Here is a 16515-nt window from a genome sequence, read left to right as displayed (position 1 = left end):
ATGCCCTTCTCCGTCTGTTTCGTCTGCACCGGCAACATCTGCCGGTCGCCGATGGCCGAGTCCGTGTTCCGGGCCCGCGTGGAGGACGCCGGACTCGGCGGCCTCGTCGTCGTGGACAGCGCCGGCACGGGAGGCTGGCACGAGGGAGACGCCGCCGATGCCCGCACCGTCGACGTCCTGCGGGGCAACGGCTACGCGTCCGGTCATGTCGCCCGGCAGTTCCGTCCCTCGTGGTTCTCCCGGCTGGACCTGGTGATCGCCCTCGACCGGGGTCATCTGCGGGAGCTGCGCCGGCTGGCACCGACCGCGGCGGACGCCGCGAAGGTCCGGCTGCTGCGCTCGTACGACCCGGCCGCCGGTGGCGACCTCGACGTCCCCGACCCCTACTACGGCGGAACGGACGGCTTCGAGGAATGTCTGGACATGGTGGAGGCCGCGAGCGAGGGACTGCTCACCGCGGTGCGCGAGGCGGTGGAGGAGGCGGCGGCATGAGCACGGGTGAGGGCACGAGGGCCGTGCGGGCCGGTCTGCCGGAGGCGCGGAAGTACGAACCGACGCTGCCGGGACCGGTCTTCGCCGCCCACTACCACCTGCCCGGTGAACCGACGGGCCCGTACACCTACGGGCGGGACTCCAATCCCACCTGGACGCTGCTGGAGCAGGCGATCGGGGAGCTGGAGGCGCCGGGGGAGACCGGGGTCGAGACCGTCGTCTTCGCCTCGGGCATGGCCGCCGTCTCGGCGGTGCTGCTGTCCCAGGTCCGCGCGGGCGACGTGGTGGTGCTCCCGGACGACGGCTACCAGGCCCTCCCGCTGGTGCGGGAGCAGCTGGAGGAGTACGGGGTCGAGGTCCGGACCGCGCCCACCGGCGGCGACGCCCAGCTCACCGCACTGGACGGGGCGAAGCTGCTGTGGATCGAGACCCCCTCCAACCCGGGGCTCGACGTGTGCGACGTACGGCGGCTCGCGGACGCCGCGCACGCAGGCGGAGCCCTGGTCGCGGTCGACAACACACTCGCGACCCCGCTCGGCCAGCGCCCGCTGGCCCTCGGCGCCGACTTCGCGGTCGCCAGCGGCACCAAGGGCCTGACGGGCCATGGCGACCTGCTGCTCGGTTACGTGGTCTGCCGGAACTCCGCATCGGCCGCTCGGGTACGGCACTGGCGCAAGGTCGTGGGCGCGATCCCGGGCCCCATGGAGGCGTGGCTGGCGCATCGCTCGCTGGCCACGCTCCAGCTCCGGTCCGACCGTCAGTGTGCGAATGCGCTCGCCCTCGCGCGGGCGCTGGCCGGGCGGGCGGAGGTCACCGGACTGCGCTACCCCGGACTGCCCGAGGACCCCTCGCACGAGATCGCCGCGAAGCAGATGCGCCGCTTCGGCTCGGTGGTCTCCTTCGAACTGCCCGACCGTGACCACGCGGAGCGCTTCCTCGCGGAGACACGGCTCGTCGACGACGCCACCAGCTTCGGCGGTGTCCGCTCCAGCGCCGAACGCAGGGGGCGGTGGGGCGGCGACGCCGTGGCGGAGGGCTTCATCCGCTTCTCGGCGGGCGCGGAGGACACGGACGACCTCGTCGCGGACGTGCTCCGGGCGCTGGACGCGGCGGAGGGCTGAGGCACGCGCACGCGGCGGCGCGTCAGCCGCCGCGGGCGCCGGCCGGAGCGCTTCCCGGCGGGCGCGAAGGACGGTCCGAACCTCCCCCCTCATGGCTCGGACCGTCCTCTTCCGCATGCGGTTCCCGGGCCGGTGCACGTGGCACCGCGCACACTCCGCGCGTGGTGCGACGTGTGTCACCCTGAATCAGAAACCGCTCCAGCAAGGCTAGTTGACTCTACGTCAGTGTCCAATCACAGGAGCGACAGAGACCTATCGACTTATTTATAGTTGGACGATGGATCTGGCCCTGCTGCGCACATTCGTCACGGTGCACCGGGCCGGGTCGTTCACCCGCGCCGCCGCTCTGCTCGGGCTCTCCCAGCCCGCGGTGACCAGCCAGATAAGGACCCTGGAACGGCAGCTGGGGCGGCCGCTCTTCCTCCGCCAGGCGCGCGGGGTCACGCCCACGACCGTCGGCGACGAGCTGGCCCACCGGACCGCCCCTCATCTGGACGCGCTCGTCGAGATCGTGGAGGCGGGCCTGGACGACGAGTCCGGCGTACGCACCCTCCACCTCGCCGGACCGCCCGAGTTCACCTCCGCGCGGGTGCTGCCCGCACTGGCCCCGCTGGTCTCGCAGGGACTGGCGCTGCGGACGTCCTTCACGGGCAACGCCGAGGAGGCACTCGAGGGGCTGGCGGCCGGGCACCACGAGCTCGCCGTGACCACGGCCCGGCCTCGCGGCGGGCTGCTCGCGTCGACCCCGCTCTGCGACGAGGAACACGTCCTGGTCGCCTCCCCGCGCTGGGCGGCGCGGCTGGGCGACGGAATGCTGCTGCGCAAGGGCGCCGTCGTGCTGGAGCAACTGCCGGTGGTCGAGGTCCACGAGTCCCTGCCGTTCGTCTCCCGCTACTGGTCCTCGGTCTTCGACAGCCGGCCACCCGCCGTGGCCGCCGTCATCGCACCCGATCTGCGGGCCGCGCGGGAATCGGCCGCCGCCGGGGCCGGGCTCGCCGTGCTGCCCCGCTACCTGTGTCGGGGCGACCTCGACAGCGGCCGGCTGGTGGCCCTGCTGGAGCCTCCCGTTCCACCACTGCGCACGTACTTCCTCGTCGTCCGGACCGGAACGCTCGCACTGCCGCACATCGCACGTGCGCACGAGGGTCTGTTGCGTGCCGCGACCGCCTGGTGACGGCCGGCGACAGCGGAGGAGACGGGAGTTTCAGAACGGATGCCGTGGGCCACTCTCTGACCATGACCGAACGGCCAGTGGTCAAGCGCACCGCACGCGCCATCCTGCTCGACGGCGACGACCTCGTACTGATCAAACGCACCAAGCCGGGCATGGACCCGTACTGGGTCACTCCGGGCGGCGGGGTCGAGCCCGAGGACGCGACCGTCGTCGAAGCCCTCCACCGCGAGGTGGACGAGGAACTCGGCGCCAAGATCGTCGATGTGGTGCCCTGCTTCGTGGACACCGTCGAGCACATCGTGGACGGCGGCGTCTCGGGCGTGAAGGTGCAGCACTTCTTCGTCTGCCGTCTGGTGGCCATGGACGAGTCCCGGCGGCACGGCCCCGAGGTGGAGGACCCCTGCGGCGAGTACGAGATCGTCCGGGTGCCCTTCAGCCGCGTCGGGATCGCCGCCGTGCACCTCGTCCCACTGTCCCTGCGGCACTACCTGGACGGCAACATCGAGGGGGTCCGGGCGATGCACGCACCCGACCTGGGCTGAGCACGGAATCCCTCGGTACGGCCCGGCGGCCTTGCCCGGCGGCCCTGGTACCGCCTTGGGCAACGTTCGCCCCGACGCGAGGCGCAGACTCCGCCCGACGCGGCAACGGGGCGGGCGCGTTGCGAAAGTTCCTCCCGCCCACGACACCCCGCGGACGGACGGAGTGACATTCGCGACATGCCTAGTCGGCGGCGGCGACGAGCTCCTCGAGCGAGTCGTGACGGATCCGCTCCGACGGGATGCCGACGCCCCTGAGCGTGTCCACTCCGCTGCGGATCATCCCGACCGGGCCGGAGAGGAACGCGTCGTACTCGTTCCACGGCCCGTACTCGAGCACGGCGTCGGGCAGCTGCGTCCTGCCGTCCACGACGGGGCGCACCTGGAGCCACGGATGGCTCTGCTGGAGCCGCAGCATCGTGTCGATGTCGTAGAGGTCGTGATCGCTGCGCGCCCCGTAGAACACCTCCACCGGACGGCGCTCACCGTGTTCGGCGACGTCTTCGACCAGCGCCTTGATGGGCGCGATGCCGGTACCGCCGCCCAGGCAGAGCATCCCGTTGTCGGTGGTGTGGTCGACGACCATCGATCCCGCCGGCGGGCCCAGCCGGAGCACATCGCCGGGCCGGGCGTGATGGACCAGGGCGTTGGAGACCCAGCCCGCCGGGACGGCCTTCACATGGAACGAGAGCAGTCCGTCGGAACGGGGCGCACCCGCGAAGGAGTAGTGCCGCCAGATCCTCGGCCACCACGGCGTCTCGAGACTCGTGTACTGACCGGCCAGGAACGGATACGGCTGGTCGGGGCGCACGGTGACGACCGCGATGTCCGGTGTTCTGAGATCGTGGGACACCACTTCGGCGTGCCACCAGGCCGGCGCGTGCCGTTCGTTCTCGGCAGCAGAGTCGATCATGATCTGGGAGATGGTCGTGTAGGTCCTGACCCACGCGGCTTCGGTCTCCTCGTTCCAGGTCGTCGTCGCGTAGCGGGTCAGCGCTCCGATGAGCGCCTCGCCGACGGCGGGGTAGTGCGCGGGTTGGGTGCCGTACTTGCGGTGGCCGCGGCCGAGGTGCTCGAGGTAGTCGACCAGTACGGGCGTGTTGTCCATGTGCTCCGCGGCGGTGAGCAGCGCCTTGAGGAGCCGGTCGCGCTGGGTGTCCATGGCGGCCGGGAAGAGGGACCGCAGATCGGGGTGGCGGACGAACAGCAGGGCGTAGAAGTAGGACGTGACCTTGTCGGCGACCGGGGCGATCTCCTCCATGGTCCCCCGGATGAGGATCGCGTCGGGGGACGACTTCTCGTCGGAGACCCCGGAGAACAGACCGGAGCGGGGGCCGCCGGCTCCGGTGTCGGGGGCCGGGCCGAAGTGGGGTGCGCCGCCGCCGAGGGAGGGGACTCCCTGGTGCGGGTAGGGCGCGGGGCCCTCGTGAGGCGATGCGCCGCCGTGGGACGGGGCGCCGTACTGCGGAGGACCTCCGTGACGGGGGTCGGTGTTTCCGCGGGGCGACGAGGCGCCGTGCGGGGCACCCGCGCCGTACGGGGGGACCGGCGGCGCAGGCGTCTCCCGCGGCGCCGCGCCCGGTGTGCGCCGGGACTCGGGTGCGGTGCGTGTCTGCGGAACGGCGACTCCACGCGGCGGGGACCCGGCAGCCCGCTCGGCTCCCGTGCCGACGGGGCGGATGGAGGCGACCGGCCGGCTGGGGGTGGCTATTCGCCCCTCGTCCGCCGATTCGGCTCCCTCGCGGGCAGGGCCCTCATCGCCGCCAGGAGCCGGACGGCCTTCGGTAGGCTGCCTCCGGGGGGTGAACCAGCCTCCCCCGCCCCTCGCGCCGTTCTCACCGGAGGTCCCGTTGTCGGCCGACGTAGTGGTCGGAGCGTCCATTGTGTGCCTCGCCTCGAACATCTCTCGGTCGGTCTGCGCACTTCCGCTGGTCCGGAAGGTGCCTCGATTTCCCCGCTCTGCTCTCAATGACTCGTGCCCGCCCACATTAGCCTTCGCGATTATGGGATTCGGGCGAGTGGGACCGGATGGTGACGTTGCCCGCAGCGCTCGTCGTCGCAGCATGCCAGCTCCCGCCCGGCAGCGGACAAAGAGCGGAAAGTCCGGGTATCCCCACCCGCTTTCCCGTTAGGCTGCATCGCACCCATGTCCGTTTTCGCGGCCACGATTCGGGTCTCGTTGGGTATGCCCTTGCACCCGAAACCAGCAAGGGAATCGCTCCAGTTCGCGCGCCTCCAGCCGTTCGCATCCCGTCCGGCGCGGTGTGGCGAGCCGCCCGGACAGATGATGGTCCGCATTCACCTCGTCCGCAACGGTCGCCACGGCAAAGATCTGCGCATCGGTCAGCGAATCCGCGGGGACGGCAGGGCCGTTCAGCCATCATCCCGATCTCTGCACAGAGCCCCTTCGCGACCTTCACCACTTAGTGGCGCGAGAATACAGACGGTTCGACCGGCTCCATGAACGGAATGGCCGACAGACATGAACCCCCGGCGACGCACGCTCTCCGGTTGGCCGATCTCCGGGCGAAGGAATCATGCTCGCGAGGTGCGCCGAGGCCAGTCCGGCCACTCCCTCGTAGGACGCGAAGACCGGCCCGGCCCGGCGGTGTTTCACGTGAAACCACTCGAGCGCCCGACTCGGCGCGCCCTCCTCGTCGTCCATGTGTCGGCATCCGCGCCGGCTCGGACTGCCACTCGGTCCGCTGGGGCCGAGCGTCGCCGCGGTGTTCTCCGGATCACCGGCCGCCGGGGCCTCGTACCGTTCGACGGCCGTCTTCGCGAACTCGCCGATGCTCCCGTCGCTCCGCTCGCCTCGGCAGCGGATCGGCCCTCTCCCCTGCGACACCCCGGGCCCGCTGCCGCTGGGTCTGGACCAAGTTCCGGCTGGCCCGGGCGATGACCGCGCTCACCACTTCCCACGGAGCCGGGCCACTTCCTCGAAAGAGGTGGACGAAAGATCACCGCGTCAGACAGCCTGACCTCATGCCAACTCCCTTCCCCGAGCACCCCATCCGGCGTCTGACCACTGCGGACCTGCACTCCTGTGCGGACCTCTCGGAGGACCGGGGATGGCCGCGCGAGGAGCGCAAATGGGGTCTCCTGCTGGCGGCCGGCACGGGGTACGGCATCGACGACACCGAAGCCGGAGGGCTCATGGCGGGGTGCGTGGTGACGTCGTACGGTCCGGGACTCTCCGCCCTCGGCATGGTGCTCGTGGCCGAGCGATACGCCCGGCAGGGTGTCGGGCGACGCCTGATGAGGCACGTACTCGCCGAGACCGGTAAGACGCCCCTGACGCTGCATGCCACGCCGAACGGGCAGCCTCTCTACGAGGAACTGGGCTTCACCCATGCCGGCCGCGCCGAGATGGTCCGTGGCCGCTTCCGCCTCTCCGGTCCGGCGCCCCGGGCCGTGACCCGGCCGGCCACGGCGGAGGACCTCCCGGCGATCCTCCGTCTGGACGCCGAGGTGTTCGGCGTGGACCGGACACATATGCTCGCCCGGCTGCCTGCCTTCGCCGACCGGTTGAGGCTTGCCGAAGCCGACGGAGTCCTCACGGGCTACGCGGCCGCATGGCCGAACATGGAGACCCAGGTCGTCGGCCCGCTGATCGCACGGGACACGGACACCGCCAAGGCCCTGATCACGTCGCTCGCCGCGGAGACGGAGCGTCCGCTCCGCACGGACATCGATGTGCGGCACGAGGGCCTGCTCACCTGGCTGAAGGCGAGCGGCCTCGAGCCGATCGCCTTCAACGCCGTGATGCTCCGCGGCGCTCCCGCTCTCCCGGGTGACTGGACCCGCAGATTCGCGCCGCTGACCGTCGCGGCGGGTTGAGCCCGGGCGGACCGGCTCGCTATTCCGCCGAGGACGAGGCTCAGCTGGCCAGAACCTCCGGCGCCGAGGCCGCAGAGCCGTGGTCCTGCTCGGGGGCGCCTCTGCCGGGTCAGTGACGGGCCGCGGCAAACGGGGCCGGCTCGGAGGCCGCCGCAGGCGCGACCAAGCGGCTCTCCCGGTGGACGTCCCGGCGCTCGAGGGCACTGGAGAGCATCGCCAGCACCAGAGCCGATCCGGCGAGCAGCGCACCCACCCAGTTGGGGGCGGTGAACCCGTGACCGGCCGCGATGACGATGCCACCGAGCCAGGCGGCAAGGGCGTTACCGAGGTTGAAGGCGCCGATATTGACGGCCGACGCCAGTGTGGGCGCACCCGACGCCTGGTCGAGGACCCGCTTCTGAAGCGGCGGTACGGTGGCGAAACCAAGCCCGCCGACGAGAACGATGGTGACGGCCGCCGCCGTCTTGTCCTGGGCGGTGAAGGTGAACAGGGCCAGTACCAGGGCGAGGGCGCCGAGCGAGACGAACAGCAGCGGCATCAGCGCCCGGTCGGCGAACTTGCCCCCGATCAGATTGCCGCCGACCATGCCCAGGCCGAAGAGAACGAGCAGCCAGGTCACGGAGGCATCGGCGAACCCGGCGACCTCGGTCATCATCGGCGTGATGTAGGTGATCGCGGCGAACACGCCCCCGAAACCGAGCACGGTCATGGCCATCGCCAGCAGCACCTGGACATTGCGGAAGGCCGCCAACTCGTCGCGCAGCCGTATGCCTTCGGGCGTGGGCTGCTCCGGAACCAGCCCGGCGACGCCGGCGAGCCCCAGCACACCGAGCCCGGCCACGATCAGGAACGTGGCTCGCCAGCCGATGCCCTGCCCGATGAAGGTGCCCAGCGGGACGCCGACGACGTTGGCGACGGTCAGGCCGGTGAACATCATCGCGATCGCTCCGGCCTTCTTCTCCGGGGCCACCAGGTCGGCCGCGACGACCGAGCCGATACCGAAGAAGGCTCCGTGGGCGAGTGAGGCCACCACACGGCCGGTGAGCATGACGCCGAAGACGGGAGCCAGGGCCGAGAGCACGTTGCCCACGACGAAGAGCCCCATCAGCAACATCAACATCCGCTTGCGGGACACCTTGGTGCCGAGCACGGTCATCAGGGGCGCGCCCAGCACCACGCCGAGGGCATACCCGGTCACGAGGAAACCGGCGGTGGGGATCGAGACCCGGTAGTCGTTCGCGACCTCGGGCAGCAGGCCCATGATCACGAACTCGGTGGTTCCGATACCGAATGCCCCGATGGCGAGGGCGAGGAGGGCGAGCGGCATGGGGGATCACCTTCCCGAGAAAATTGCACTTGCTCTTTACAGGCGTCCACAATAATTGCATACACATTTAATTGCAAGCGCGGGCTATTGCATCAGTCGTCTACTCTTGGAGTCACGCCACTCCGCAGGGGCCGAGGCCCGGCCCGCACGGACGCTCCTGGACGGAGGAGAGATCGATGACAGCGACGGACCCGGCACTCACCGCACTCGCCCAGAGCTGGTGCGCTCTCTCCCTGCTGCACGGCAGGATCGAGGGCCATATCGAGCGGGCCCTCCAGACGCATCACGATCTGAGCGTGCGGGAGTACTCACTGCTGGACGTGCTCAGCCGCCAACACGGCGGCCCGGGCGGCCACCTCCAGATGAAGCAGGTGGCCGACGCCGTCGTCCTCAGCCAGAGCGCCACTACCCGCCTCGTCACCCGGCTCGAGGACCGCGGGCTGCTGAGTCGCTATCTGTGCGACACCGACCGGCGCGGCATCTACACCGATGTCACGGAAGCCGGCCTCGAACTACTGGCCGCTGCCCGGCCGACGAACGACCATGCACTGCGCGAGGCTCTCGACGAGGCGGCCAAGGACCCCGAACTCGCTCCGCTGGTCCGGGCGGTCGAAGAGCTGAAGATTCCCGTATCCACGGTTCCCGCACCGACCGCCGCCTCCATGTGAGACCGCCGATCGCTGCGCCATGAGAGGCGCATAGGGTGCGGATCATGAGCGATCTACAGATACGGCCCGCCTCCCCCGCCGACGTCCCCGCGATCGTGGCGATGCTCGCCGACGATCCACTGGGCGCGCAGCGCGAGTCGCTCGACGACCCGGCCCCCTACCTGGCCGCGTTCGAACGCCTTGCAACAGACCCGAACCAGCGCCTCATGGTCGCCGAGCGCGACGGCCTGACCGTCGGCACCCTGCAGCTCACCATCATCCCCGGGCTGTCCCGCCGCGGAGCCACTCGCGCGATCATCGAGGCGGTACGGATCCATGCCGACGAGCGGGGCAGCGGGCTGGGCACCCAGCTCATCGAGTGGGCGGTCGAGGAATCACGCCACCACGGCTGCCGCCTCGTCCAGCTGACGTCCGACGCCTCCCGCGCCGACGCTCATCGCTTCTACGAGCGCCTGGGCTTCGAGGCATCGCATGTGGGCTTCAAGCGAGTGCTCTGACGCCTCCCGCCGGCCCCTGCCGACGTGCGCACACCTTCACGACGACCTTGCGACCCGCTCCCGGCAGGGGCCTCAACCGTGACGTTGGAGACCTCCAGACTGTCGGGGTCCATCGGGAAGGAAGCGCTCCGCGCTTCCCCGCCGTCGAACAGGCCGCCCGTCCGAGCAGCCGGCGGCGTTTCACGTGAAACCGCCACCGGGCGCCGGCCCGGGACCACCCGCCCCACCGAGACGCACACGATCCGCTGATCACGGCAGCAGGCCCCGCCAGCCCTCCTCGTCCACACCACCGGGCACCTCGGCAGCCGGATCGTACGGTTGCCGAGTGAAGACGAAGGATCCCAGGTCGAGATGGACCAACTGCCCGTCCGACCCGCGCACCATGCGAAGGGTTTCGCCCGCGAAGTAGCCGTCCAGCCCGGCCCACGTCCCGTCGGGGCGAACGCGGAACCGCGAGCCCCGGCCGTTGCCAGACAGCGGGTACAGCTCGACGCCCCGGTCCGCGACGAGCTTCAGCCCGAAGGCGGCGGTGCCCCAGTACCAGGCGCCCGTCAGTTCCAGCAGCACCTCGTCCACCTCCGGCATCGGACGCCAGGGCTCCGGGAAGCGAGGCTCGGCCTCCACCACGATGTGGACGAGATCCGCGGCCACGGCGGCCAGCAGCGGCCCCGACGTCGCATTGGCGAGCACCACGGCCCCCACGCCTTCCTCCGCGTCCGCCCAGAGGCAGGCGACGAATCCCGGCAGCGATCCGGTATGGCCGATGAGCGTGCGCCCGTTCCTCCGGACGATCTGCAGACCGAGCCCATACGTGCTCTCCCAGTCCCCGGGCTCGGAGGGGGCCGACGAGGTTCGCATCTCGCGCACGGAGTCCGCGCTCAGCACCCGTTCATCGCCTTGGACGAGAAATCCGGCGAAGCGGCAGAGGTCGGCCGCGGTCGACCAGAGCTGACCGGCCGGGGCCATCAGACCCAGGTCCTCGGCCGGTTCGGGCATCACCACATCAGCCCACGGATGCACCGCCCAACCGCTCGCACAAGGGGCCTGGGAGTCACAGCTCGTGCGGCGCATGCCCAGCGGATCCAGGACTTCGCTCCGCAGCACCTCCTCCCACGGCTTGCGCCGCACCGCCTCGATCAGCGAACCCAGCAGCGTGTAACCAGTGTTGGAGTAGTGATGGCGACGACCGGCGGGATGGAGCACGGGCTGCTCACCGAGCACATCGGCCAACTCCGGGCGCAGCGCTCCCGGGGTGCGCTCCCACCATGGGGCGGGACTCTCGGCCGTAAGTCCCGCGCTGTGAGAGAGAAGTTGGGCGATGGTCACCTCGCCCACGCCTGTTCCCGGAAGGTACTTGTCCAGGGGATCGTTCAGGTCGAGCAACCCTTCGTCCCGCAGCCTCAGCACGAGCACGGCGGTGAACGTCTTGGTGAGCGAACCGATGCGGTACTGGGTGTCCGCGCCCGGCATGTCCGCCTCGGCGCAGCCTCGGGCGCCGCTCCAGACAAGACGCCCGTCCCTGGCCACCGCCCCGACGAGGGAGGGCGCGCGTCCCTCGGACTGGGCGACGGCAACACGGTGCAGCAGTGCGCGTTCCGTGCTGCGCAGGAGCGCTTCGAAAGGTGAGGTCATGGACCAGATCTATCCGACCGCACGCCCGGAGTCGACCGCACGATACGGAGAATGAGGTCCTGCAAGACCATGTAGCGTCTCTCGGCTCATGGCATGAGGCAGCCCGCTGACCTGATGCTCTGCGACCAGTCTCACCGCGTGGCATGGGTGACCGTCTCGCGAGGTGGCCATTTCCTCAGCGCAGACGGCAGACTCCGGTGGTGACGTCGAACTCCCCGCCCGCCGCTCGACACGAACCAACTCGCGCCGACCCTGTTCTCTACCCGGTCCTTGAGGCCGCCGGCAGTCTGGCCGTGGCCTTGGCTGCTGCGCGGCAGGGGGCTCGATCTGGGTGCGGTGCTGAGCGACGATTCGGACCCGCTGCGGACAGCCGGCGTGGCCAGCACTGCTCCTGACCGGGAGAGCTGCTGGATCTTGATCGGGTCGGAGAGCCGCCGGTTCAACATCCATGGCCTGCATCAAGGCGTTCGACTGCTTTCGGGCTCGACCTCCGATCTGAATCAGCCGGCCCGAGCCGCAGCAGGTTGGCGAAAGCCCGGATCCGCGAGATCCAGTGGGAGGAGACAGGAGAAGCGGCAGGTGGTCGGTGCTTCTGGTGCTCTGACGGGCTGATCGAATGCTCGGCGTGACGATTTGAAGAGCACCTGACGAGCGGGGACGCTGGCTCAGGGTCGGACCTGGGAGACGGTCTCCGATGGGGACGGGCGGGTCTGCGCGGCCTGTGGGACGCCTGTCCGCTCGTACCAGTACCGCTTCTACCCGCCCGAGTCCTCCTGTTCGAGCGGTGTATCGGGTTCGCATGGTGTTCCGGCTGCAGGGTCTACTCCGGCTCAATGGTTCATGTTCCGCGGAGACGCGCCCTCGTGGATGCCCTGGTGTCGCTGCCACGTGATCAGCGGGAGCGTCTGGAGCGGAGCGAGACCAGGTTGATCGAATACCCGGACAGACAGCTCCCCGAAGGCGGCAATTCGCCTGGTCGTTGATGGCCCGACAGATCTCAGGCGACGACGGCTTCGCGCAACCTACGGACCAAGGGCTCAGGTCTGGGCCATGTCCACGAAACGCGAGTAGTGGCCCTGGAAGGCGACCGTGATGGTCGCCGTCGGACCGTTTCGGTGCTTGGCCACGATCAGGTCGGCCTCGCCCGCGCGCGGCGACTCCTTCTCGTACGCGTCCTCGCGGTGGAGCAGGATGACCATGTCCGCGTCCTGCTCGATGGAGCCGGACTCACGCAGGTCCGAGACCATCGGCTTCTTGTCCGTACGCTGCTCGGGACCACGGTTCAGCTGTGAGAGGGCGATCACCGGGATCTCCAGCTCCTTGGCCAGCAGCTTGAGGTTTCGGGACATGTCCGAGACCTCTTGCTGACGGCTCTCGGCCCGTTTGGAGCCACCTGACTGCATCAGCTGCAGATAGTCGATGATGACGAGCTTCAGATCGTTGCGCTGCTTGAGACGCCGACACTTCGCGCGGATCTCCATCATCGACAGATTCGGGGAGTCGTCGATGTAGAGCGGCGCCTGGGAGACATCGGGCATCCGGCGGGCGAGCCTGGTCCAGTCCTCGTCCGTCATCGTGCCGGAGCGCATGTGGTGCAGGGCGACGCGGGCCTCGGCGGACAACAGACGCATCGCGATCTCGTTCCGCCCCATCTCGAGGGAAAAGATCACGCTGGGTAGATTGTTCTTGATCGATGCCGCTCGTGCGAAATCGAGCGCGAGAGTCGACTTGCCCATCGCGGGACGGGCGGCGATGACGATCATCTGCCCGGGGTGCAGACCATTGGTGAGTGAGTCGAAGTCGGTGAACCCGGTCGGGACACCCGTCATCTCGCCGCTGCGCGAGCCGATCGCCTCGATCTCGTCGAGCGCACCCTCCATGATCTCGCCGAGCGGAAGGTAGTCCTCGCTGGTGCGCTGCTCGGTGACCGCGTAGATCTCCGCCTGCGCCGAGTTCACGATCTCGTCGACGTCGCCGTCGGCCGCGTATCCCATCTGCGTGATGCGCGTACCCGCCTCGACCAGGCGCCGCAGCACGGCACGCTCGTGCACGATCTCCGCGTAGTACGAGGCGTTCGCGGCCGTCGGCACCGACTGGACGAGCGTGTGCAGATAGGAGGCCCCGCCGACACGAGTGATCTCTCCGCGCTTGGTCAGCTCGGCCGCGACGGTGATGGGGTCGGCAGGCTCACCCTTGGCGTAGAGATCGAGGATCGCCTGGTAGACGGTCTCGTGCGCCGGTCGGTAGAAGTCATGGCCCTTGATGATCTCGACGACGTCCGCGATGGCGTCCTTGGACAGCAGCATGCCGCCGAGGACGGACTGCTCGGCATCGAGATCCTGCGGAGGAACCCGCTCGAAGCCCGGTGAGCCGTCGTCCCAGGCGACGCTCTCCCTGCCGCGCTCGTGCTGCTCCTCACGGGCGCCGCGGCCCCGGCCCTCTCCTCGACGGGGGCGGGAGACGGGCAGACGGTCACCCGGACCGATGTCGGTCCAGGGCTCGTCCAGGGGCTCGGGAACGCTCACCGGCCGCCTCCTCCTGTCCGCTCCGCGGACCTCTGCGTGGCACTCTTTTTAGGACACGGCACTGACAACACGAGAGGCCCGATTCCGCTTGGCGGCACATCGGGCGCCGGTCCACGGTAGGGCCGGCGGCACCGTCAGCCAATCTGGTTATCCACAGGCCGTGTGGACGACGGAGCAGATGCTGTGGAGAACCCTGCGGAACCTGTGCACGGAGCGGGGGACAGCACTGTGGACAAAGTCATAGCGCTTCCTCCACTCCACCGCTGACCTGCACTTTTTCCGTCCACCGGCTGTGGGGGAGAAAAACTTCCCCAGCCGGATCAAGATCAGAACAAACGGCGCACAGCAGAAGCCTCGTCCCACTATTTGGTAAGGATCAATAACTCATTGGATCTCTTACCTGTGGAAGATTAGATTGGCACCCATGACACAGGCCCCTGCGGCGACCAGATCCAGCCGCCGTCGACACGATCGCGAGATCATCGCGCTCGCCGTCCCCGCCTTCGGAGCGCTCGTCGCAGAGCCCTTGTTCGTGATGGTCGACAGCGCGATCGTGGGCCACCTCGGCACGCCACAGCTCGCCGGACTGGGGATCGCAGCCGCGCTGCTGATGACGGCAGTGAGCGTCTTCGTCTTCCTCGCCTACGCCACCACCGCCGCAGTCGCGCGCCGAGTGGGCGCGGGGGACCTGAGCGCCGCGATCCGCCAGGGCATGGACGGTATCTGGCTTGCGCTGCTGCTCGGTGTCGCGGTCGTCGCGGTCGTTCTGCCCGCGGCACCATGGCTGGTCGACGCCTTCGGAGCCTCCGACACGGCCGCCCCGTACGCCATCACCTATTTGCGCATCTCGAGCTTCGGTATCCCGGCCATGCTCGTGGTCATGGCCGCCACCGGCGTACTGCGCGGCCTGCAGGACACCCGCACTCCCCTCTATGTGGCGATCGGCGGCTTCGCCGCCAACGCGGCCCCTCAACCTCGGCCTTGTCTACGGCGCCGGGCTCGGCATCGCCGGCTCCGCCTGGGGCACGGTCATCGCCCAGTGCGGAATGGCCGCCGCCTATCTCGTGGTGGTCATCCGCGGGGCTCGTCGCCATGGTGCCTCCCTGCGGCCGGACACCGAGGGCATACGGGCGAGCGCCCAGGCAGGTGTGCCGCTACTGATCCGTACGCTCTCCCTGCGAGCCGTACTGCTGATCGCCACCGCCGTGGCCGCCCGGCTGAGTGACACCAGCATCGCGGCACACCAGATCATCCTCTCCCTCTGGAGCCTGACGGCCTTCGCCCTGGACGCGATCGCCATAGCCGGCCAGGCCATCATCGGCCGCTGTCTCGGCGCCGACGACCCCGTAGGGGCGCGTGCCGCGTGCCGGCGCATGGTGGAGTGGGGAATCGCCTCGGGCGTGGTTCTCGGACTTCTGATCGTGCTGGCACGTCCGCTGTTCATCCCCCTCTTCACCAACGACCCCGCGGTCAAGGACACCCTGCTACCGGCACTGCTCGTGGTGGCCCTCTCCCAGCCCATCGCAGGCGTGGTGTTCGTTCTCGACGGGGTGCTGATGGGCGCCGGAGACGGTCCCTATCTGGCCGGGGCCATGCTGATCACCCTCGCGGTGTTCGCACCGATCGCGCTCCTGGTGCCGGTGTTCGGAGGCGGGCTCACCGCGCTCTGGTGGGCCATGGCCCTGATGATGACGGTCCGCATGGCCACTTTGTGGCTGCGGACCCGATCCGGCCGCTGGATCGTGACGGGCGCGACGCGCTGACAAACGGCGTTTCACGTGAAACGCCCCTTCGCCGCGCCTTTCGAACGCCCGCGCGCGCAGGGCAGATGACCCGCCGACAGCACAACACGGCAGCGGCCTCGTACCGGAACCGAGAGAGGGCCGCACCCGGATGGGTGCGGCCCTCTCATGCTGCTCTGCGGGCAGTCGCTCAGGCGGCGACGACCTCGACGCCGAGCTTCGCGGCGACCTCGGGGTGCAGACGCACGGACACCTGGTGCGAGCCCAGGGTCTTGATCGGCGAACCGAGCTCGACACGGCGCTTGTCGACCTCCGGACCACCGGCGGACTTGATCGCCGAAGCGATGTCAGCCGGGGTGACGGAGCCGAACAGGCGGCCGGCGTCGCCGGACCGAACGGCCAGACGCACCTTCACGCCCTCGAGACGGGCCTTGATCTCGTTGGCCTGCTCGATGGTCGCGATCTCGTGGATCTTGCGGGCGCGGCGGATCTGCTCGACGTCCTTCTCGCCACCCTTGGTCCAGCGGATCGCGAAACCGCGCGGGACCAGGTAGTTGCGAGCGTAGCCGTCCTTGACGTCGACGACGTCGCCGGCAGCGCCGAGACCGGACACCTCGTGGGTAAGGATGATCTTCATGTTTCGCTCACCCTTCCCTTAGCGCGCGGTGGACGTGTAGGGCAGCAGCGCCATCTCACGGCTGTTCTTGACGGCCGTGGCGACGTCACGCTGGTGCTGCGTGCAGTTGCCGGTCACGCGGCGGGCACGGATCTTGCCGCGGTCGGAAATGAACTTCCGCAGCATGTTCGTGTCCTTGTAGTCCACGTACGTGACCTTGTCCTTGCAGAAAGCGCAGACCTTCTTCTTCGGCTTGCGCACAGGCGGCTTCGCCATGGTGTTTCTCCTGTGTGATCAAGAAGTGGGAGTACGAGCTCTCCCCGGAACCGCCCCCTGGGGGAC

Annotated in this window: 13 protein-coding genes and 1 pseudogene; 8 read left to right on the top strand and 6 right to left on the bottom strand. The window is 69.4% G+C overall.

Translation table 11 applies throughout. The features are described from left to right. The 4 genes from O7595_RS16805 to O7595_RS16790 all read left to right on the top strand — a co-directional run bounded on the left by O7595_RS16805 (position 1) and on the right by O7595_RS16790 (position 3329). Positions 1 to 492 carry a low molecular weight protein-tyrosine-phosphatase gene (locus O7595_RS16805; RefSeq protein WP_269729488.1) on the top strand — a complete coding sequence of 164 codons (492 nt, stop codon included), beginning with the start codon at positions 1 to 3 and terminating at the stop codon, positions 490 to 492. Beyond that, a complete protein-coding gene (locus O7595_RS16800; protein WP_269729487.1) occupies positions 489 to 1613 on the top strand; it encodes a cystathionine gamma-lyase in 1125 nt (374 codons plus the stop codon). Before O7595_RS16805 ends, O7595_RS16800 begins: the two co-directional genes overlap by 4 nt. A 277-nt stretch (positions 1614 to 1890) precedes the next feature. Beyond that, positions 1891 to 2787 carry a LysR family transcriptional regulator gene (locus O7595_RS16795; RefSeq protein WP_269729486.1) on the top strand — a complete coding sequence of 299 codons (897 nt, stop codon included), beginning with the start codon at positions 1891 to 1893 and terminating at the stop codon, positions 2785 to 2787. A 62-nt stretch (positions 2788 to 2849) separates the two neighbouring features. Then, entirely contained in the window at positions 2850 to 3329 is a 480-nt protein-coding gene (locus O7595_RS16790) for an NUDIX domain-containing protein (protein WP_269729485.1), read from the top strand. Between the two features lie 181 nt (positions 3330 to 3510). On the opposite strand, the gene O7595_RS16785 is transcribed toward O7595_RS16790, so the two are convergent. Then, complete coding sequence (locus O7595_RS16785; RefSeq protein ID WP_269729484.1) at positions 3511 to 5208, bottom strand: globin domain-containing protein; 1698 nt, start codon at positions 5206 to 5208, stop codon at positions 3511 to 3513. A 1103-nt stretch (positions 5209 to 6311) separates the two neighbouring features. Here O7595_RS16785 and O7595_RS16780 point away from each other — a divergent pair. After that, positions 6312 to 7166, top strand: a complete 855-nt coding sequence (locus O7595_RS16780) for a GNAT family N-acetyltransferase (RefSeq protein WP_269729483.1) — start codon at positions 6312 to 6314, stop codon at positions 7164 to 7166. A 109-nt stretch (positions 7167 to 7275) separates the two neighbouring features. Here O7595_RS16780 and O7595_RS16775 read toward each other — a convergent pair whose 3' ends face one another. Beyond that, entirely contained in the window at positions 7276 to 8493 is a 1218-nt protein-coding gene (locus O7595_RS16775; protein ID WP_269729482.1) for an MFS transporter, read from the bottom strand. Positions 8494 to 8669: 176 nt separating this feature from the next. On the opposite strand from O7595_RS16775, the gene O7595_RS16770 reads away from it, so the two are divergent. Next, positions 8670 to 9161 carry a MarR family winged helix-turn-helix transcriptional regulator gene (locus tag O7595_RS16770; RefSeq protein WP_269729481.1) on the top strand — a complete coding sequence of 164 codons (492 nt, stop codon included), beginning with the start codon at positions 8670 to 8672 and terminating at the stop codon, positions 9159 to 9161. Positions 9162 to 9205: 44 nt separating this feature from the next. Continuing rightward, positions 9206 to 9658 (top strand): GNAT family N-acetyltransferase, encoded by a 453-nt coding sequence (locus tag O7595_RS16765; protein WP_269729480.1) that lies wholly within the window; start codon positions 9206 to 9208, stop codon positions 9656 to 9658. A 249-nt stretch (positions 9659 to 9907) separates the two neighbouring features. Here the strand turns inward: O7595_RS16765 and O7595_RS16760 are convergent, their stop codons facing one another. Further along, entirely contained in the window at positions 9908 to 11290 is a 1383-nt protein-coding gene (locus O7595_RS16760; RefSeq protein ID WP_269729479.1) for a serine hydrolase domain-containing protein, read from the bottom strand. A 1037-nt stretch (positions 11291 to 12327) separates the two neighbouring features. Next, on the bottom strand, positions 12328 to 13815 hold the full coding sequence (dnaB, locus tag O7595_RS16755) for a replicative DNA helicase (RefSeq protein ID WP_269729478.1): 1488 nt from the start codon (positions 13813 to 13815) through the stop codon (positions 12328 to 12330). 424 nt (positions 13816 to 14239) lie between these two features. Between dnaB and O7595_RS16750 the strand changes: the two are divergent. Beyond that, a pseudogene (locus O7595_RS16750) lies at positions 14240 to 15578 on the top strand (MATE family efflux transporter). Positions 15579 to 15747: 169 nt separating this feature from the next. On the opposite strand, the gene rplI reads toward O7595_RS16750, so the two are convergent. Together rplI and rpsR are read right to left on the bottom strand one after the other, a co-directional pair. Then, positions 15748 to 16194 (bottom strand): 50S ribosomal protein L9, encoded by a 447-nt coding sequence (gene rplI, locus O7595_RS16745; RefSeq protein ID WP_138054220.1) that lies wholly within the window; start codon positions 16192 to 16194, stop codon positions 15748 to 15750. An 18-nt stretch (positions 16195 to 16212) separates the two neighbouring features. Further along, a complete protein-coding gene (rpsR, locus tag O7595_RS16740; protein WP_003949403.1) occupies positions 16213 to 16449 on the bottom strand; it encodes a 30S ribosomal protein S18 in 237 nt (78 codons plus the stop codon). Positions 16450 to 16515: the final 66 nt, after the last annotated feature.

It is taken from the genome of Streptomyces sp. WMMC940 (assembly GCF_027460265.1).
Taxonomy (GTDB): domain Bacteria; phylum Actinomycetota; class Actinomycetes; order Streptomycetales; family Streptomycetaceae; genus Streptomyces.
This window is presented reverse-complemented; position numbering and strand designations above follow the sequence as displayed.